Origin of the sequence: Ornithinimicrobium pulveris (genome assembly GCF_050261105.1) — a bacterium.
In the GTDB taxonomy this organism is placed as follows: Bacteria; Actinomycetota; Actinomycetes; order Actinomycetales; family Dermatophilaceae; genus Ornithinicoccus.
The window spans coordinates 1,038,470-1,056,670 of the sequence record NZ_CP189837.1; the positions used below are offsets into that span (position 1 = coordinate 1,038,470).

Annotated in this window: 14 protein-coding genes; 10 read left to right on the top strand and 4 right to left on the bottom strand. The window is 70.1% G+C overall.

All coding sequences use genetic code 11. The features are described from left to right. Nucleotides 1-67 precede the first annotated feature (67 nt). On the top strand, nt 68-1,594 hold the full coding sequence (hflX, locus tag ACQBAT_RS04805) for a GTPase HflX (RefSeq protein ID WP_420748013.1): 1,527 nt from the start codon (nt 68-70) through the stop codon (nt 1,592-1,594). On the opposite strand, the gene ACQBAT_RS04810 is transcribed toward hflX, so the two are convergent. Beyond that, entirely contained in the window at nt 1,595-2,485 is an 891-nt protein-coding gene (locus ACQBAT_RS04810; protein ID WP_420748014.1) for a hypothetical protein, read from the bottom strand. Nucleotides 2,486-2,617: 132 nt separating this feature from the next. Between ACQBAT_RS04810 and ACQBAT_RS04815 the strand changes: the two genes are divergently transcribed. Both ACQBAT_RS04815 and ACQBAT_RS04820 read left to right on the top strand, forming a co-directional pair. Then, on the top strand, nt 2,618-5,335 hold the full coding sequence (locus tag ACQBAT_RS04815; protein ID WP_420748015.1) for an MGH1-like glycoside hydrolase domain-containing protein: 2,718 nt from the start codon (nt 2,618-2,620) through the stop codon (nt 5,333-5,335). Between the two features lie 104 nt (nt 5,336-5,439). Next, entirely contained in the window at nt 5,440-6,225 is a 786-nt protein-coding gene (locus ACQBAT_RS04820) for a class I SAM-dependent DNA methyltransferase (RefSeq protein WP_420748016.1), read from the top strand. On the opposite strand, the gene ACQBAT_RS04825 is transcribed toward ACQBAT_RS04820, so the two are convergent. Together ACQBAT_RS04825 and ACQBAT_RS04830 are read right to left on the bottom strand one after the other, a co-directional pair. Beyond that, a complete protein-coding gene (locus tag ACQBAT_RS04825; RefSeq protein WP_420748017.1) occupies nt 6,218-6,418 on the bottom strand; it encodes a helix-turn-helix transcriptional regulator in 201 nt (66 codons plus the stop codon). The two genes, ACQBAT_RS04820 and ACQBAT_RS04825, sit on opposite strands and share 8 nt — an antisense overlap. A gap of 2 nt (nt 6,419-6,420) precedes the next feature. Next, on the bottom strand, nt 6,421-6,792 hold the full coding sequence (locus tag ACQBAT_RS04830; RefSeq protein ID WP_420748018.1) for a hypothetical protein: 372 nt from the start codon (nt 6,790-6,792) through the stop codon (nt 6,421-6,423). 334 nt (nt 6,793-7,126) lie between these two features. Between ACQBAT_RS04830 and fdhD the strand changes: the two genes are divergently transcribed. The 5 genes from fdhD (at nt 7,127) to ACQBAT_RS04855 (ending at nt 13,339) form a co-directional block, all read left to right on the top strand. After that, the gene (gene fdhD / locus ACQBAT_RS04835) at nt 7,127-7,978 is read left to right on the top strand and encodes a formate dehydrogenase accessory sulfurtransferase FdhD (RefSeq protein WP_420748019.1); all 852 of its coding nucleotides are present in this window, start codon (nt 7,127-7,129) and stop codon (nt 7,976-7,978) included. A gap of 51 nt (nt 7,979-8,029) precedes the next feature. Then, nucleotides 8,030-10,228, top strand: coding sequence for an ATP-dependent DNA helicase (locus ACQBAT_RS04840; protein ID WP_420748020.1), 2,199 nt, complete (start codon nt 8,030-8,032; stop codon nt 10,226-10,228). 14 nt (nt 10,229-10,242) lie between these two features. Then, on the top strand, nt 10,243-10,776 hold the full coding sequence (locus ACQBAT_RS04845; protein ID WP_420748021.1) for a DUF952 domain-containing protein: 534 nt from the start codon (nt 10,243-10,245) through the stop codon (nt 10,774-10,776). Further along, nucleotides 10,773-11,747, top strand: coding sequence for a DNA polymerase III subunit delta (gene holA, locus ACQBAT_RS04850; protein ID WP_420748022.1), 975 nt, complete (start codon nt 10,773-10,775; stop codon nt 11,745-11,747). The genes ACQBAT_RS04845 and holA overlap by 4 nt, the downstream gene beginning before the upstream one ends. Nucleotides 11,748-12,049: 302 nt before the next feature. Next, complete coding sequence (locus tag ACQBAT_RS04855; RefSeq protein ID WP_420748023.1) at nt 12,050-13,339, top strand: MFS transporter; 1,290 nt, start codon at nt 12,050-12,052, stop codon at nt 13,337-13,339. A gap of 27 nt (nt 13,340-13,366) precedes the next feature. Here ACQBAT_RS04855 and ACQBAT_RS04860 read toward each other — a convergent pair whose 3' ends face one another. Next, nucleotides 13,367-14,305 carry a hypothetical protein gene (locus tag ACQBAT_RS04860; protein ID WP_420748024.1) on the bottom strand — a complete coding sequence of 313 codons (939 nt, stop codon included), beginning with the start codon at nt 14,303-14,305 and terminating at the stop codon, nt 13,367-13,369. 396 nt (nt 14,306-14,701) lie between these two features. Between ACQBAT_RS04860 and rpsT the strand changes: the two genes are divergently transcribed. Both rpsT and leuS read left to right on the top strand, forming a co-directional pair. Further along, nucleotides 14,702-14,968, top strand: a complete 267-nt coding sequence (gene rpsT, locus ACQBAT_RS04865) for a 30S ribosomal protein S20 (protein WP_420748025.1) — start codon at nt 14,702-14,704, stop codon at nt 14,966-14,968. Nucleotides 14,969-15,243: 275 nt separating this feature from the next. After that, nucleotides 15,244-18,177, top strand: a complete 2,934-nt coding sequence (gene leuS, locus ACQBAT_RS04870) for a leucine--tRNA ligase (RefSeq protein ID WP_420748026.1) — start codon at nt 15,244-15,246, stop codon at nt 18,175-18,177. The last annotated feature ends 24 nt before the right edge of the window (nt 18,178-18,201 follow it).

Below are 18,201 nucleotides of genomic sequence, written 5' to 3' on the forward strand. Positions count from 1 at the left end.
CGCTGGATCGACTGGCGACACGACATACCGGAACGACTGCCGGACACCGCTCGACCGTAAGGACTGCATGACTGCCACCCCGAACCCCGACCAGCCCCGCAGCTCGATCCTCGACCGCCGCGCCGACGCGCTGATCGACGACGGTGAGATCGACCTCCGGGAGGCCGACTGGGGCACGTGGGGCGAGACCGAGGACGCGGATCGGGATGGTGACCAGCTCGACCGCGAGGAGCGCGCCGCGCTGCGCCGCGTCGCCGGCCTGTCGACCGAGCTCGAGGACGTCACCGAGGTCGAGTACCGCCAGCTCCGCCTGGAGCGCGTCGTGCTCGCCTCCGTCTGGGAGGACAACGGCCAGACCACCCTCGAGGACGCCGAGAACAGCCTGCGCGAACTCGCCGCGCTCGCCGAGACCGCGGGCTCGACCGTGCTCGACGGCGTGATCCAGCGGCGGCTGAAGCCGGACCCGGCGACCTACCTGGGCTCGGGCAAGGCCAAGGAGCTGCGCGACATCGTCGCCGCCGAGGGTGCCGACACGGTCGTCGCGGACGGCGAGCTCGGCCCCTCCCAGCGCCGCGCCCTCGAGGACGTGGTCAAGGTCAAGGTGATCGACCGGACCGCGTTGATCCTGGACATCTTCGCCCAGCACGCCAAGAGCAAGGAGGGCCGCGCCCAGGTCGAGCTGGCCCAGCTGCAGTACCTCCTGCCGCGACTGCGCGGCTGGGGTGAGTCGATGTCCCGCCAGGCCGGTGGCCGCGTCGCCGGCGGTGAGGGCATCGGCTCCCGTGGTCCTGGTGAGACCAAGATCGAGCTGGACCGGCGCCGGATCAACACCCGGATCGCCAAGCTGCGCCGCGAGATCAAGGACATGAAGACCGTCCGCGACACCAAGCGCTCCTCGCGCAAGGCCGGGCACGTGCCCAGCGTCGCGATCGTCGGCTACACCAACGCCGGCAAGTCCTCGATCCTCAACCGGCTGACCGGCGCGGGCGTGCTCGTGCAGAACCAGCTCTTCGCCACCCTGGACCCGACCGTGCGGCGGCACGAGGCGCAGGACGGCCGCGGTTACACGCTGACCGACACCGTCGGCTTCGTGCGCAACCTGCCGCACCAGTTGGTGGAGGCCTTCCGCTCCACGCTGGAGGAGGCCGCGGACGCCGACGTGCTGCTGCACGTGGTCGACGGCTCGCACCCGGACCCGGAAAGCCAGGTGGACGCGGTGCATGCCGTGCTCGCCGAGGTCTTTGCAGAGGCCGAGGACGCGGGGCAGAAGATCCCGGAGATCATCGCGGTGAACAAGGCGGACATCGCCGACCCGGACGTGCTGGACCGGCTGCGCCGCGACTACCAGCGGGTGATCATCGTGTCGGCGCGCACGGGCGAGGGTGTCCAGGAGTTGCTGGACGCCGTCGAGGAGGCGCTGCCGCGACCGGAGATCCTGGTCGACGTCCTGCTGCCCTATGACCGGGGTGACCTCGTGGCGCGGCTGCACGACGAGGGTGAGGTGCTCTCCGAGGAGCACACCGGTGACGGCACCCGGATCCAGGCGAAGGTGAACGGCGACCTGCACGGGCACCTCGGGGCGTACGCGGTCTGATCAGGGCCGCGGCGCGAGCACCGGCTGCTCGCCCTCGGGCGAGAGCGGGACGCTCCAGACGTCCACGGTGTAGGGCGACTCGGCGCACTCAACCATCGGCCCGGGGCGGTAGAAGCCCCCATGGACCACGGCGGGATCCTGGGTGGTGTCGATCTGCACCCGGCTGACCTCTGTGCACTTCGGGTAGCCGACCGCGACCAGCGCCTGGGTGGTCAGATCTGAGCGGAAGTCGTCCTCGGCACCCAGCAGATCGGCATACCAGGGGACTCCTGGGCCGGCGGGATCGGTGAGCAGGACGGGCTCGCCCGGGGGGAAGATCTCCCGCAGTTCGACCTGGACGTCCCAGGAGCTGACCGTGACGTCGATCGTGGCCAGGAGTTCGCCCACCTCCTGGGCGTCAGGCACCTCGCCTGAGAAGTAGGTGGCGAGCACCGGTGGCCCGCCGATCTCCTCGCGCGGGATCGACCAGACGTCGAGGGCGGTGCCCCCCTGAGCGCACTGCGCCGGGGGATCGAACCTCCTCATCAGCCGGAGCTCAGGGGGCGCTGACGACTCGATCAGCACCACCGCGGTGTGTTCCTCGCACGCGTCGCGGCGGGCGAGGACCAGCACGTGGGTGGACGGGTCGGCGGCGCGGAGTTCCTCGGCCTCGAGCGAGTGGGCGAGTTCGTCGATCTCGCCCCGGGTGGTCAGGAGGGTGGGTTGCTGGCCGGGACCGCCCTCGGTGCGCAGGCGATAGACGTCGTGCTCGTTCGCGCTGAACATTTGACGGCCCAGGGTGAGGTCGGGGTTGCGCGAAATGGTCCCGCCGCTCGTGCCGGTGGTGTTCTGGCAGCCCGCCAGCGCCAGCCCCACCATCAGTGCGCCGATGAGCCTCGCCCTACGTGCCATGGTTCCTCCCTCCCTGTCCGGGGTCCCGTCCCGGAGATTCTGAGCGTATGACGTGTCCCACCCATGGGGCGTTCCGGCGGCGGCGACGGCTTCCGGTGGGCGTGGGAGACGCGGGCCAATAGGGTGTTCCGGGTGAGCGAGCAGCCGACGACCGACCACGCCCAGCCCACCGAGCAGACTGAGCCGACGCGCGCCGAGGGTGCGACCGCAGAGCACCTGCGCCTGGCCGAGTCCGAGGACTCCCGCGCACCGTGGCGCCTGTGGGGACCCTACGTCTCTGGCCGCCAGTGGGGCACGGTCCGCGAGGACTACTCCGCAGACGGGGACGCCTGGACCTACTTCCCGTTCGACCACTCCCACCTGCGGACCTATCGGTGGGGCGAGGACGGGATCGGCGGGCTGTGCGACGTCGACGGCTTCCTCAATGTCAGCCTGGCGCTGTGGAATGGGCAGGACGACCGGCTCAAGGAGCGCTTCTTCGGCCTGACCAACCCGCAGGGCAATCACGGCGAGGACGTCAAAGAGTACTGGTGGTCCACCGAGGGGCTGCCCACCCACTCCTATGCCAGCATGCTCTACCGCTACCCGCAGGCCGCCTTCCCCTATGAGGAGTTGGTGCGGGTCAACGGCGAGCGCGGCGTGCACGACCCCGAGTTCGAGCTGGCCGACACCGGGATCATGGACGAGGACCGGTTCTTCGATGTCACGATCACGCACGCCAAGGCGAGCCCAAGCGACATCTGCCTGGAGTTCTCAGCGACCAACCACGGCCCGGACGCCGCACCTTTGCACCTGCTGCCGCAGGTCTGGTTCCGCAACACCTGGAGCTGGGGGCTGGACGATCGGGAGCCCTCGCTGGAGCTGGTCGGCGGCGGCGAAGAGCAGGTGCGGGTGCGGGCCGAGCATCACACCCTGGGTCGCGTCGAGGTCACCGCCGAAGGCTCCCCGGAGGTGCTCTTCTGCGACAACGAGACCAACCAGACCGCCCTCTACGGTGACGATGTCGACCCGGCTGGGGTTGCGGCATACCCCAAGGACTCGATCGGCCGCGCGGTGGTGCACGGCCAGGCCGACGCCTGCAACCCGCGGCAGCGCGGGACCAAGATGGCCTTCTGGTGGCGCTTCGATACGGTGGCGCCGGGGGAGACGGTGACCGTGCGGTTGCGGCTGACCGAGGCGGACGGGCGGCCGGATCCGGAGGTCGCCTTCGACGACGTCCTGGAGCGGCGCCGCGCCGAGGTGGAGGAGTTCTACGCCGAGGTGATCCCGGCGGGGACGAGCGAGGAGGACCAGCTCATCGCGCGGCGCGCGTTCGCCGGCCTGCAGTGGTGCAAGCAGCTCTATCTGTATGACGTGCCCCGCTGGCTGGAGGGCGACCCGGCGATGCCGCCGCCCCCGCCGGAGCGGGCCGAGCGCGGTGGCCGCAACACCTCCTGGCAGCACGTGCACCTGGCCGAGGTGATCTCGATGCCGGACGAGTGGGAGTACCCCTGGTTCGCGACCTGGGATCTGGCCTTCCACTGCGTCGCCTACGCGCACGTCGACCCCTTCTTCGCCAAGTGGCAGCTGTTGCTGATGTGCCGCGAGTGGGCGATGCACCCGAACGGCCAGCTGGCCGCCTACGAGTGGAACTTCTCCGACGTGAACCCGCCTGTGCACCCCTGGGCGGCGTGGCAGGTGTATGCGATCGACGGCTCGCGCGACCGGGTCTTCCTGGAGCGGATCGTGCTGAAGATGCTGCTGAACTTCCCGTGGTGGGTGAACCGGAAGGACGCCGACGGCAGCCACGTCTTCGAGGGTGGCTTCCTCGGGCTGGACAACATCGGGCTGTTCGACCGCTCTGACGCGCTGCCCGACGGCCAGCGGCTGGAGCAGGCCGACGCGACGGCGTGGATGGGGTTGTTCTGCCTCAAGATGCTCCGGATGTCGATGGAGCTCGCGCGCGAGGACGAGGCGTGGGACGAGGTGGCGACCAAGTTCCTCGTGCACTTCCTGTCCATCGCCCAGGCGATGGACGACATCGGCCGCGAGCACACCTCGCTGTGGGACGAGGAGGACCAGTTCTTCCACGACATCCTGGTGACCGAGGAGGGCGATGCCTACCGGATGCCGATCCGGTCGATGGTCGGACTGCTGCCGCTCGCGGGGGTGGCGCTGGTGCCCAACTGGGTGGCGCAGGACCTCCCGGACCTCACGGACTTCTTCGAAGGCTGGACCCGGCGGCGTCCTGAGCTGCGGGATGCGTTGCTGCACACCAACCATGCGGGCTACTCGCTGCGGACCTTGTCGATGATGAGCCGCAAGCAGTGGAGGGCCACCGTGAAGCGGTTGCTGGATGATTCGGAGTTCCTGTCTCCCAACGGGATCCGCTCGCTGTCGGCGGCGCATCGGGACGGTGTGACGGTCAACGTGGGCGGCAACGATTTGTCGCTGGCCTATGTGCCAGGGGAGTCGGACTCGCACATGTTCGGCGGCAACTCGAACTGGCGCGGGCCGGTGTGGCTGCCCGTGAACGCGCTGCTGACCGACGCGCTGCGCAACTATGGCCGCAGCGCGGGCGTGGGTCGACCGGTGGAGTTCCCGACCGGCTCGGGCAACCAGGTGCCGGTGGACAAGGTGGCCGGGGAGCTGGAGCAGCGTCTCGTTGGACTCTTCCGCGCCGGTGAGGACGGGCGGCGCCCCAGCACGCCGATCCACCACCCGAGCGGTCCGCTGTGGGACGCGCACCCGACGTTCAGCGAGTTCTTCGACGGTGACACCAGCGTCGGTCTCGGTGCCTCGCACCAGACCGGGTGGACCGGACTGGTCGCACACTTCATCTGCGCCCCGGACGGCATCGCCAACCGCTGACCGCCCCCCACCCCCGACCGGGGACGCGGTTTGCCCTCACCGGGGACGCGTTTTGTCGAAGAATCTGGTTGCCGTTGGTGCGCTTGAGCGACAGGCTGACCGCCATGGCCTTCGACCTGACCCGGCTCGACCACCTCTCCCAGGACGACCTCTGGGACGAGGCCGCGGCAGCCTCCTACGACACCCCTGGCGAGGGGATGTTCAGCGACGCGGTGCTCGGTCCGACGGTCGACCGCCTGGCCGAGCTCGCGGCGGGCGGTGCGGCGCTCGAGTTGGCGATCGGCACCGGCCGCGTCGCGATCCCGCTGGCCGAGCGCGGCGTACCGGTGAGCGGCATCGAACTCAGCGCGGCGATGATCGAGCGCCTGCGCGCGAAGGTGGGAAACGACATACCGGTCCTCCACGGGGACATGGCGACGGCGCGTGTGGAGGGCGAGTTCAGCCTCGTCTACCTGGTCTTCAACACGATCGCGAACCTGCTCACCCAGGAGGCGCAGGTGCAGTGCTTCCGCAACGCGGCGGCTCACCTCCGCCCCGGCGGGTGCTTCGTCATCGAACTGTGGGTGCCGGACCTGCGCGCGCTGTCGCCGGCGGCGCCCGTGCAGGTCTTCACCGCCGAGGACGGCTATCTCGGGTTGGACGTGATCGACACCGCGACGCAGCGCGTCGTCTCCCACCACGTCGTCTTCGACGAGCGACTGGCGAGCGGAGGCGGGGACCGCCGCGCCGCCCGGATCGGCCGTACCCCGCACCGCTACATCTGGCCCAGCGAGCTGGACCTGATGGCCCAGTTGGCGGGTCTGCGGCTGGAGTCCCGGTATGCCGACTGGTCGGGCGAGCCATTCACCGCCACCTCTCCCTCGCACGTCTCGGTCTATCGGCTCAGCTGAGCCAGAAGATCTGCTCGACGGGTCGCTCGAACAGGTGGGCGACCTTGAGCGCGAGCGGCAGGCTCGGGTCGAACTTGCCGGTCTCGATGGCGTTGATGGTCTGTCGGGAGACGCCGAGCTCCTCGGCCAGTCGCGACTGGCTCCATCCCCGCTCGTCGCGGAGGTGGCGCAGCGTGTTGACGGTGTCGGCCACGGTCAGCCGCGCAGCTCACGCAGCACGAATTGGTAGCGCGCCCAGAAGCTGATCACCAGCAGCGCCAGGAAGGAGAAGCCCCAGAGCACGGGCATCGAGCCAGGGACGATCGCCAGCGCCAGGATGAGCAGGGCGCCGAGGATGAGCGAGTCGCCGAAGGACTGGCTCCGGGCACGGTGGGCAGCCTCGTGCTCGACGCTGTCGCGAGAGTCCTCCCGGCGGTGGGTGCGCCGGCGCCGCGCCCAGGTGTTGATCGCCAGCCCGATCGGCAGGGTCGCGATGGCGATCGCGGCCATCACTAGCAGTTCGGCGGTGTCCTGCTGGGTCGTCCGGGAGAGCGCGAACAGCCCGGCCGCCACAACCCAGCAGGCCACCAGCGCCCAACCCCAGTGTCGCCATGTCGGTACCCGCATCGCGTCCATTCCCCTGCCCCTTCGTGTGGTCCGTGTTCGGTGACTGGCGGCTGCCCTCGCCGTGTGTCAAGTGTGCTTGACGATTTGCCGGATTGTCAAGTGTCCTTGACATTCGGGTCGCGATGCGTCGGCCGCTTTCGCGCGTCCGGTCGGCCTGGTGCGGAACCTTTCGCGCGTTCGGTGGGCGATTTTGCGAGCATGGCGCGCGTCCGGTGGGTCTGGGGCGGGGCCTGCTGCGCGTCCGGTGGGCCTGGATGCCGACACGCTGGACGTCCGGTCGACCTAGGGTGGGGGGATGGCTCGGGTGACGCAGCGGCGCAGGGTGCTGCGGCTGTCCGCCGACGGCGGGCAGCGCGAGCGGGCCGATGTGCTCGCGGGGGAGGAGCCGCTGGAGATCCGCGTCAACGGGCGTGCGTTCTCGGTCACGATGCGCACGCCGGGCGACGACTTCGACCTCGCCGTCGGCTTCCTGCACGGCGAGGGCGTGGTCACCGGGTGGCAGGACGTCGCCCAGATCGACTACCGGTCCGGCATCGGCGCGGACGGGATGCGCGACTACAACGTGGTCGACCTGACCCTCGCCGAGGGGGTCGCGCCGCCCGACCCCTCGCTCGAGCGCCACGTCTACACGTCGTCCTCCTGCGGGGTCTGCGGCACCGCCTCGATCGAGTCGGTCCGGCGCTCGGGCGCACACGATGTGCGGGGGGATGACACGGCATACAGCCTCGGGGCGCTGCTCGCGCTGCCGGACCGGCTCCGTGAGGGCCAGGCGATCTTCGACCGCACCGGTGGCGTGCACGCGGCCGGGCTGTTCGTGCCCGGCCAGGACGGGCTGGAGCTGGCGCAGGTGCGAGAAGATGTCGGTCGCCACAACGCCGTCGACAAGCTGGTCGGCTGGGCCCTGCGCGAGTCCCGTATGCCGTTGCGCGGCAGCGTCATCCAGGTGTCCGGGCGGGTGAGCTTCGAGCTGGTGCAGAAGGCGGCGCTCGCCGGCATCCCGACGCTCTCCGCGGTCTCGGCTCCGTCTTCGCTGGCCGCCGAGCTGGCCGAGGAGGTCGGGATGACGCTGATCGGCTTCAACCGCGGCCGCAGTCTGAACGTCTACACCGGGCGCGAGCGGGTGCGGGGGAACTCCGCCCTGGCGTGAGCCTGTGGATGAGCGACCGGGATGGTGGGTGGCACGACATACCCTGAAGCCATGCCTGACGTCCCGGACCTCGATGAGCTCCTGCACGCTGCGGTCGGGGCGGTGGGGGGCACCGAGCGGCCGGGCCAGGTCACGATGGCCAAGGCGGTCGAGCGTGCGGTCGAGCGGGAGGAACATCTGCTCGTCCAGGCCGGCACCGGCACCGGCAAGTCGCTGGCCTATCTCGTGCCGGCGATCGCGCACGCCATGCGCACCGGAAAGCCCGCGGTGATCGCCACCGCGACCCTCGCCCTCCAGGCGCAGATCGTGGACCGCGACCTGCCCCGGATCGCCGAGGCCCTCGCGCCGCTCGTCGGGCGGCGCCCTACCTTCGCCCTCGTCAAAGGGCGCGCCAACTACCTGTGCCAGCACAAGCTGGTCGGCGGCTTCCCCGAGGATGACGACGACGCCCTGCTGTCGATGGGCTCGGTCGACCGCGAGCGCGGGCGGCTCGGTGACGAGGTCGTCCGGTTGCGCGACTGGGCAGAGCTGACCGAGTCCGGTGACCGCGACGAGCTGGTGCCGGGGGTCAGCAACCGCGCCTGGCGCCAGGTCTCGGTCAGCGCGCACGAGTGCCTGGGCTCGAAGTGCCCGATGGTCGGTGAGTGCTTCGTCGAGCTCTCCCGGGAGGCGGCCAAAGAGGTCGACATCATCGTCACCAACCACTCGTTCATGGCGATCGATGCCTTCGAGGGCAGGTTCATGCTGCCTGAGCACGACCTGCTCATCGTCGACGAGGCGCACGAGCTCACCGACCGGATCACCTCGACCATCACCGACGAGCTCACATCTGGCTCGGTCTCCGTCGCGGCGCGGCGCGCGGGCAAGGGCGAGGCTGCTGCCCGCCTCGCCGAGACCACCGAGCTGCTCGAGGAGGCGCTGGCCGAGCTGCCCGAGGGCAAGCTGACCGCGCTGCCCGAGCGCCTCGTGACCACCCTGAGCCTGGTGCGGGACGCCGCCCACGCGGCGCAGTCGGAGATCAAGCCGGACAAGGGGGCGGAGCTCGACGGCGCCAAGCAGATGGCGCTCGCCGCGGTCGACGACGTGCACGACACCGCCGCGCGGGTGCTCGAGGAGCGCGAGCTGGATGTCGTCTGGATCAGCCAGGATCAGCGACGCGGGCCGGTGCTGCGGGTGGCGCCGATGAGCGTGGCGATGCTGGTGCGGGACAAGATCTTCGAGGACCGCACCGTGGTCCTGACCTCGGCCACGCTGGAGCTCGGCGGCAGTTTCGACTCGGTCGCCGGCACCATCGGCCTGCGCGGGCAGGGCTCGCCGCGCTGGGAGGGGCTCGACGTCGGCTCGCCCTTCGACTATCCCCAGCAGGCCATTGCGTATGTCGCTTCCCACCTCCCCCCGCCCGGCCGCGATGGTGCCTCGCCGGCGGTCTTCGACGAGATCGAGGCGCTGGTGCGCGCAGCGGGTGGTCGGGCGTTGGGGCTGTTCAGCTCCCGACGGGCGGCGGAGGCGGCGACCGAGGAGATGCGCTCGCGGTTGGCCGATGCGGGCATCACCGTGCTCTGCCAGGGCGATGACCAGACCCCGACGCTGGTCCGGACGTTCGCCTCCGACGCCACCACCTGCCTGTTCGGGACCATGTCGTTGTGGCAGGGCGTCGATGTCCCCGGGACCGCGTGCCAGCTGGTGATCATCGACCGGATCCCTTTCCCGCGCCCCGACGACCCCCTGTCCTCGGCGCGGACCGAGGCGATCTCCCGGATGGGCGGCAATGGCTTCATGGCCGTCTCGGCCACCCATGCCGCGCTGCGGCTGGCGCAGGGCGCCGGGCGGTTGATTCGGCGCGGCGACGACCGAGGCGTCGTGGCCTTCCTGGACTCGCGGATGATCAGCGCGCGTTACGCGGGCTTCCTGCAGACCTCGCTGCCACCCTTCTGGCCGACGACCGACAGGGCCCTCGTGCTGCAGGCGCTGGAGCGGCTGGACCAGATCGCACCCGAGGTGCTGCCCGTCGTCGAGCCCGGTGCTCGTGGCCTTGGCGGAGCGCCGCTGGTCACGCCCACGCGGGGCGATGTCCCCGTCGCCCGTTCGCCCCGGACCGCAGTCACCGGGGGACACGCCTGGACCGACGACCAGGACGAGGAGCTGCGGGACGGTGTCGCCGCCGGGATCACCGTGGAGGAGCTCGCCGAGCATCTCGAGCTGGCACCCGACCTGGTCACCGCCCGGATCAACCAGCTCGAGTTGGCATGAGGCAGGCTGGGGACGTGGACGAAATCGACAGCCCTCAGGCAGCTGACAGCAGGCAGGCGGCTGACAGCACTCAGGCCGCTGACAACGCGGAGGCGGCAGACAACGCGCAGGCGACTGACAATGCGCAGGCGACTGAGAACGCGCAGGCGGCAGATGACCTGCAGGGCGATGACCGAGCCCTGTGGCACCTGGCTGAGCGCGCGCACTGGGATGAGGCACGGCATACGGGCGCCTATCGCCGGTCCACCCGCGGAGCGAGCCTGGACGAGGTCGGCTTCATCCACGCCTCCTATCCCGAGCAGCTCCCCGGGGTCGCGCGGGCGCTCTACGCCAAGGTGAGCGACGAGCTCGTCGTCCTGGAGATCGACCCCGTCGTCCTCGCCGAGCACGGCGTGGAGGTGCGCGTCGAGCCCGGTGACCCGGCGGACCCAGAGGGCGAGCGCTACCCCCATCTCTACGGCGCGTTGCCCGTCGAGGCGGTGACCCGCACCCGACCCGCCGCCGTGGAGAAGGGCTGGCTCGACCTCGGTCCGTGGGAGGTTGCGTGAGCGAGCCGATCACCCTCGCGCTGATCCAGGGGCCCGAGGAGATCCTGGCCGAGCGCGCCATGGAGTCGGTGATCGAGTCCGTCCGGGCGGCTGAGCCCGAGGCGGAGGTGGTCAAGCTCTACGCCGCCGGCTACGAAGCGGGGGCGTTGGGGGTGCACGCCAGCCCGAGCCTGTTCGGCGGCTGGACGGTGATCGTCGTGCACGACCTGGACGAGGCCGACGACGCGCTGGTCGAGGACGTGCTTAGCTATCTGGACGCACCTGCCGACGGCGTCACGCTGGTCATCCGGCACAAGAGCGGCAACCGCGGAAAGAAGATCCTGGACACCCTCAAGAAGGGCGGCGCCCGGCTCATCGAGGCCAAGGCGGTCAAGAGCGAGAAGGACAAGGTCGAGTTCGTCCGCACGGAGTTCCGCGACAGCCGGCGGCGGATCGCCGAGGACGCGGTCCTGGCGCTGGTCCAGGCGGTCGGCAAGGACGTGCGCGAACTGGCCGGTGCGTGCTCGCAGCTGATCCGGGATGTCGAGGGCACGGTCGAGGTCGAGGACGTGCACACCTACTACGGCGAGCGGGTCGAGACGACTGGTTTCAAGGTGGCCGAGGCGGCGCTCGCGGGGGATGAGCGGGCCGCGATGGGCCTGCTGCGGCACGCGATGAATGGTGGCCTGGACCCGGTGCCGATCGTGGCCGTGCTCGCGATGCAACTGCGTCAGGTCGGCAAGGTCGCAGCGGCTGGACGAGGCAGCTCGGGGCAGGTCGCCCGCGATCTGGGCATGGCCCCGTGGCAGGTCGACCAGGCCCGACGGGTGGCCCAGGGCTGGGACGGCCCCCGCCTGGGGGCGGCGATCCAGGCAGTGGCCCGGGCGGACGTGGACGTCAAGGGTGGCCTACGCACCGAGGCCTCGGTCCGCAGTCCCGAGCACGCCGTCGAACGCGCCGTGCTGGAGATCTGTCGGCTGCGGCGAGGCTGAGACGGCGGGGTTGAGCCAGCGTGGTTGAGCGCCCTGAGTGCGGGGTGGAGCGCCCTTGGTGTTGTCAAGGCAGGCGGCTGGCTTGCCGGGACGCGGCCCCTCACGCCGGACAAGGTTACTCACGCAATGCAACGCAATATCCATGACATTGCGTGAGTAACCTTGTATTGGTTCGGGAGGGCGGATGCGGCTGGGTCGGATGCGGCTGGGTCGGATGCGGCTGGGGCGGATGCGCCGGTCCGGACGGGGCGAGGGTGACTGGCGCGACGGCATACGGGATCGGGCCGTAGTATCCCCGTCTCGTGCCCCTCCTGCGCGGCCTGCTGGCCGACACCCGCCCGCTGAGCGACCCGCATTTCCGTCGCCTGTGGATCGCCAACATCATCACCGTCATCGGGGCGCAGCTGACGGTGGTGGCGGTGCCGGCGCAGATCTACGCGATGACGGGCTCCTCGGCCTATGTCGGGCTGACCGGGCTCTTCGGGCTGGTGCCGCTGGTGGTCTTCGGGCTGTGGGGCGGCGCGCTCGCCGACGTCTTCGACCGCCGCACGATCCTGGTGATCACCACGACCGGCCTGATCATCACCAGCGGACTGTTCTGGCTGCAGGCGGCGATCGGCGGGACTGACGGCTTCGGCGTGTGGTTCCTGCTCTGGTTGTTCGCGGTCCAGCAAGCCTTCTTCGCGGTCAACCAACCGACGCGCAGCGCGATCCTGCCGGCGCTGCTGCCCGCCCACCTCATCCCGTCCGCGGCTTCGCTCAACATGACGGTGATGCAGGCGGGGGCGATCGCCGGCCCGCTCGTCGGCGGCGCGATGATCCCGCTGCTCGGCTACGCGTGGCTGTATGCCGTGGACACGGTCCTGCTGTTCGCGACCCTGTGGGCGGTGGTGCTGCTGCCCGCGCTGCGGATCGAGGGGGCTGCCGCCAAGGTGCCGGGGGTGCGGTCGGTGGTGGACGGGTTCGCCTACCTGCGCCACCACCCGGTGCTGCTGATGTCCTTCGTGGTCGACCTGATCGCGATGGTCTTCGGTATGCCGCGTGCCCTGTTCCCCGAGATCGCGCACCTGGGGTTCGGTGGGCCGGCCGAGGGCGGGCTGATCTTCGCGCTGCTCTTCGCCGCGATCCCGGCGGGTGCGGTGCTGGGTGGCGTGCTCTCTGGCTGGGTGTCTCGAGTCGAACGACAGGGGTTGGCGGTGATCCTCTGCATCCTGGTGTGGGGGGCAGCGATGACCGGGTTCGGGGTGGCGGTGCTCTTCGCCGACCTGTCGCCGCCGGTGCTGCTCGGGGTGGCCGTGGGCTGCCTGGCGATCGGGGGCGCGGCCGACATGGCGTCGGCAGCCTTCCGGACCTCGATGCTGCTCACCGCGGCCGATGACCGGGTGCGCGGGCGGCTGCAGGGCGTCTTCATCGTGGTGGTCGCGGGCGGTCCACGGGTGGCGGACACCCTCCATGGTGCGGCAGCTGCCGTGGTCGGTGCTGCCGTGGCGGCGGCCGGTGGTGGCGTGCTCGTGATCGTCGGGACGGTGATCGCGGCGCTGCTGGTGCCGACCTTCGTGCGCTACCGGGTGACGCGGCCTGCCGCCGACTGACCCGTGGTGCCACGCAGGCGGGCGGCGTCAGCTGCGGCCGAACCACCCACGCTGACGCCGCTCCTCACGTCTCTCAACACGTCTCTCAACACGTCTCTCCTCGCGCCGCTCATCGCGCTCCATCTCGCGGATCGCTCGGCGCAGGTCCCGCTTGTCCTCCGCGTCGAAACCGGTGACAGCGGCCGGCAGGCCGAGCATGAAGCGGAGCTGGCCGAGCGTCAGTTCGTCCTCGCCCGGACGGATGACGCGCAGCCCGTCGAGGATGGCCTGCGCATAGGTCTCGTCCTCGACGATGGAGCGAACCACCTCGGGCCCGTTCGCTGACGACAACTGGTGGCGCAGGGTGCTGCGGGTGGCGAAGGCGAGCAGGACGGCGCTGATCGCCACGACGTCGAAGGGGGAGATGGGCAGTTCGAGCGACTTCGGGAGACCGCCGGTCCGCACGCCCAGGACGGGGGAGTGCCTCGGCTGCACCACGCTCAGGTCGTCCCAGCGCACTCGCTCGCTCACGCGAAGGGTGCCGAACTCACACCCCTCTTCATCGAGAACGAGAAAGGTCGAGTGGTCCCGTCGCACCAGTTCGTGCTGCACGCCACCGATGACGATGAGGACCAGTCCCGCGAGGGCGAGCCAGGGTGGAGCGCCCTCGAGGAGGAAAGTGGTCGGCACCAGCGCGGCCCCGCCGAGCAGGGTGATGATGCCGAACGCCCTGTTCACCGGGGTGATGGCCAGCTGGCGGTAGGACAGCAGCGTGGCTCGCCCGCCGCGCGTGCCGCGCAGGTGGGACCTCGGTCCGCGGCGGGTGCGCCTGATCAACCACGGGACGGCGAAGCACAGCTGGAGGTACAGCCACGGCACGGCGATCCCCAGGGCGATCCAGTCCATCTCCCCGATCCCGTAGAGGAGGATGGCCAGACCGAAGACCATGATCGCGCAGAACCAGAAGGTGTCATAGCAGGACGCCACTGGTCCAAACCGCCACAGGGAGGTGTCCCGTGGCCCCGATGGGGACGGCTGCGCCGTCCACTGCGCCGTGCCGATCGACCCAGTTCCCGGTCCGGAAGGCGACGCGTCGCTGAGCGGATCGCATCGCTCCCGGCCCGCCGGCGGGCCCACGTCTCCTCGACCCGATCGCGTAGTCCTCCGAACCCCATGGTTCTCCCACTCTATGCACATCCGCAGTTTGGGTCCGAGCGCCGCTCGCTGGTAGATTGGTCGATCGCGTGCGCGCCCGGTCGTGTGCGCATCGCAAGCACCACCCGCGCAGCGAGCCTCGCCAGGGCACTCCCCACGCCTCGTTCGGCCCGCCGCGTCGTCGCCCTCACGACACCCATTCCAACGACTGAGCAGGAAGAACACTTCGTGGCAAACATCAAGTCCCAGATCAAGCGCGTCAAGACCAACGCCAAGCGGACCGAGCGCAACCGCGCCTACAAGTCCGAGCTGCGCACCTGGATCCGCAAGTTCCGCGAGGCCGCGGACAGCGGTGACGCTGCCAAGGCCGAGGACGCGCTGAAGCTGGCGTCCAAGAAGCTGGACAAGGCCGTCTCCAAGGGCGTGCTGCACGCGAACCAGGCCGCCAACAAGAAGTCGGCGATGGCCAAGCGGTTCCACAGCATCGGCGCCTGAGCCGCCGAGCTCGACACACGATCAAGGACCTCCCTCCCCAGCCGGGGACGGGGGTCCTTGTCGTTGCACGAGCAGGTGGGATGCGGCATACGGGGCGGGGCCGCTCACCCGCTGCGCTAGCATGGTCGCCATCATGACGACCCGTTGCGTGCTCCTTCTTACGCAGCCGCGCTGACGACGCACCACCAGCGCGGCTGACCCCTCCTGCGAGAGGGGCTTTTTTGTGCACAGGAGCCAGAGCAGGCAGGGATTCGATGACGAGGACGAGAGAAGCGATGAGCGAGCGTATGCCGCAGCACCGGTACACCGCCGAGGTGGCCAACCAGATCGAGGCCAAGTGGCAGGACCGCTGGGAGGAGAACGACACCTTCCGCTCAGCCAACCCCGCCGGCCCGTGGGCCGAGCCGGACGACCCGCGCCTCACCGGCGGCCACGTGATGATCATGGACATGTTCCCCTACCCCTCCGGGGCGGGGATGCACGTCGGCCACCCGCTGGGCTACCTGGCGACCGATGTGCACGCGCGCTTCCAGCGCACCCTGGGCGCGAACGTGCTCTACACGATGGGCTTCGACGCCTTTGGGCTGCCGGCCGAGCAGTATGCGGTGCAGACCGGCCAGCACCCGCGCGTCACCACCGAGCAGGCGATCTCCACCTACCTGCGGCAGATGCGGATGATCGGGCTCTCGCACGAGAAGCGCCGCGGCTTCGCCACCATCGACCCGGACTACTACCGCTGGACCCAGTGGATCTTCACCCAGATCTACCACTCCTGGTATGACGTGTCCGCCACCTCGCGCGATGGCAAGGGGACGGGTCGGGCGCGTCCGATCAGCGAGCTGGTCGCGCAGCTGGAGTCGGGGGAGCGCTCGACCGGCCGGGTCGACGACGAGGGGCGGGAGCGGGGCTGGGCGCAGTTGTCGGAGGCGGAGCGCGCGGGGGTGCTCGATGAGTACCGCCTGGCCTACGTGTCCTCGGCACCGGTGAACTGGTGCCCGGGGCTGGGGACCGTGCTGTCGAATGAGGAGGTCACCGCCGACGGCAAGTCCGAGCGCGGCGACTTCCCGGTCTTCAAGCGCAATCTGTCGCAGTGGATGATGCGGATCACCTCGTATGCCGACCGCCTCGTCGATGACCTGGAGCGGCTGGACTGGCCGGAGAAGGTCAAGCTGATGCAGCGGCACTGGATCGGTCGCTCGACCGGCGCCAACGTGGACTTCGCGGTCTCGACGACCACGGGCGAGCAGGAGTCGATCCGCGTCTTCACCACGCGCCCGGACACCCTGTTCGGGGCCACCTTCATGGTCGTGGCCCCTGAGCACCCCGTGCTGGACCAGATCGTCCCCGAGACGTGGCCCGAGGAGACCAAGCCAGCCTGGACCGGTGGTGAGAGCGACCCGCGGTCGGCAGTTGCGGCATACCGGCGGGCGGCGAGCACCAAGAGTGATGTCGAGCGTCAGGCCGATGCGAAGACCAAATCCGGCGTCTTCACCGGCGCGTTCGCGACCAACCCGGTCAACGGGGCGCAGATCCCGGTCTTCGTCGCGGACTACGTGCTGATGGGCTACGGGACCGGCGCGATCATGGCCGTGCCCGGGCAGGACGAGCGCGACTGGGACTTCGCCACCGCCTACGACCTGCCGATCATCCGCACCGTGCAGCCGAGCGAGGGCTTCCCGGAGGACCAGGCGTTCACCGGCGAGGGCCCGGCGATCAACTCCGCCAACGACGAGGTGAGCCTGGACGGGCTGGGCGTCGCCGAGGCCAAGGAGCGGATCATCGACTGGCTGGCGCAGCGCGACCTGGGCACGCCGACGGTGACCTACCGCCTGCGGGACTGGCTGTTCAGCCGGCAGCGCTACTGGGGCGAGCCGTTCCCGATCGTCTGGGACGAGGACGGCGTCGCGCACACGGTGCCGGACTCGATGCTGCCGGTCGAGCTGCCGGACGTGCCGGACTACAGCCCGCGGACCTTCGACCCGCAGGACGCAGACTCCTCACCGGAGGCGCCGCTGGCGCGGGCGACCGAGTGGGTCGAGGTCGAGCTGGACCTGGGCGACGGCCAGGGGACGCGCCGGTTCCGCCGCGAGACCAACACGATGCCCAACTGGGCGGGGTCGTGCTGGTACCACCTGCGCTACCTAGATCCGCAGAACGAAGACGCCGTCGTCGACCCGGCGGTCGAGAACTACTGGATCGGGCCGCGCCCGGCGCCGGTGGCCGGTGCTCCGAGCGGCGCGACCGATCCCGGAGGCGTGGACCTGTATGTCGGTGGCGTGGAGCACGCGGTGCTGCACCTGCTGTACGCCCGCTTCTGGCACAAGGTGCTCTTCGACCTGGGCTACGTCTCCAGCGAGGAGCCCTTCCGGCGGCTGATTAACCAGGGGATGATCGAGGCCTACGTCTACCGGGACGAGCGCGGGTTCCCGGTCCCGGCCGAGGAGGTCGAGCACCACGCCGGCCAGGGTGGCGCGGGCGACACCTACACCTGGAACGGCCAGCCGGTCACCCAGGAGTACGGGAAGATGGGCAAGTCGCTCAAGAATGTGGTGACCCCGGACGAGATGGTGCAGGCCTATGGTGCCGACACCTTCCGGGTCTATGAGATGTCGATGGGGCCGCTGGAGCAGTACCGCCCGTGGGAGACGCGGGCCGTGGTCGGCTCGCAGCGTTTCCTGCAGCGGCTGTGGCGCAACATCATCGACGAGGAGACCGGCGAGGTGACCGTGGTCGATGCCGAGCTGGACGAGGCGACGGACCGGGCCCTGCACCGCACGATCGACGCGGTCCGCGCCGACTACGCCGCGCTGCGGACCAACACCGCGATCGCCCGGATGATCGAGCTGAACAACCACCTGACCAAGCTGGACGCCGTGCCGCGTGCCGCCGTCGAGCCGCTGGTGCAGATGGTCTCGCCGGTCGCGCCGCACCTCGCCGAGGAGTTGTGGGAGCGGCTGGGGCATGATTCCTCGCTCGCGCACGAGCCTTTCCCCGAGGCGGACCCGAGCAAGTTGGTTGAGGACACCGTGACCTGTGTGGTGCAGGTCAAGGGCAAGGTCCGCGACCGCATCGAGGTGCCGGCGGACATCGAGGCCGGGGCGCTGGAGGAACTGGCGCTGAGCAGCGAACGGGTGCAGTCCTTCATTGACGGCTCGCCGGTGCGCAAGGTGATCGTCCGGGCTCCGTCGCTGGTCAACATCGTCGTCTGAGCGCCTCCACCAGGATCTGCGAAA

Excerpts from the sequence above, each read along its gene's own strand:
- ACQBAT_RS04820 (WP_420748016.1), top strand. The coding sequence starts at position 5,440 with ATGGCCTTCGACCTGACCCGGCTCGACCACCTCTCCCAGGACGACCTC.
- ACQBAT_RS04810 (WP_420748014.1), bottom strand. The coding sequence starts at position 2,485 with ATGGCACGTAGGGCGAGGCTCATCGGCGCACTGATGGTGGGGCTGGCG.
- leuS (WP_420748026.1), top strand. The coding sequence starts at position 15,244 with ATGAGCGAGCGTATGCCGCAGCACCGGTACACCGCCGAGGTGGCCAAC.
- ACQBAT_RS04840 (WP_420748020.1), top strand. The coding sequence starts at position 8,030 with ATGCCTGACGTCCCGGACCTCGATGAGCTCCTGCACGCTGCGGTCGGG.
- hflX (WP_420748013.1), top strand. The coding sequence starts at position 68 with ATGACTGCCACCCCGAACCCCGACCAGCCCCGCAGCTCGATCCTCGAC.
- fdhD (WP_420748019.1), top strand. The coding sequence starts at position 7,127 with ATGGCTCGGGTGACGCAGCGGCGCAGGGTGCTGCGGCTGTCCGCCGAC.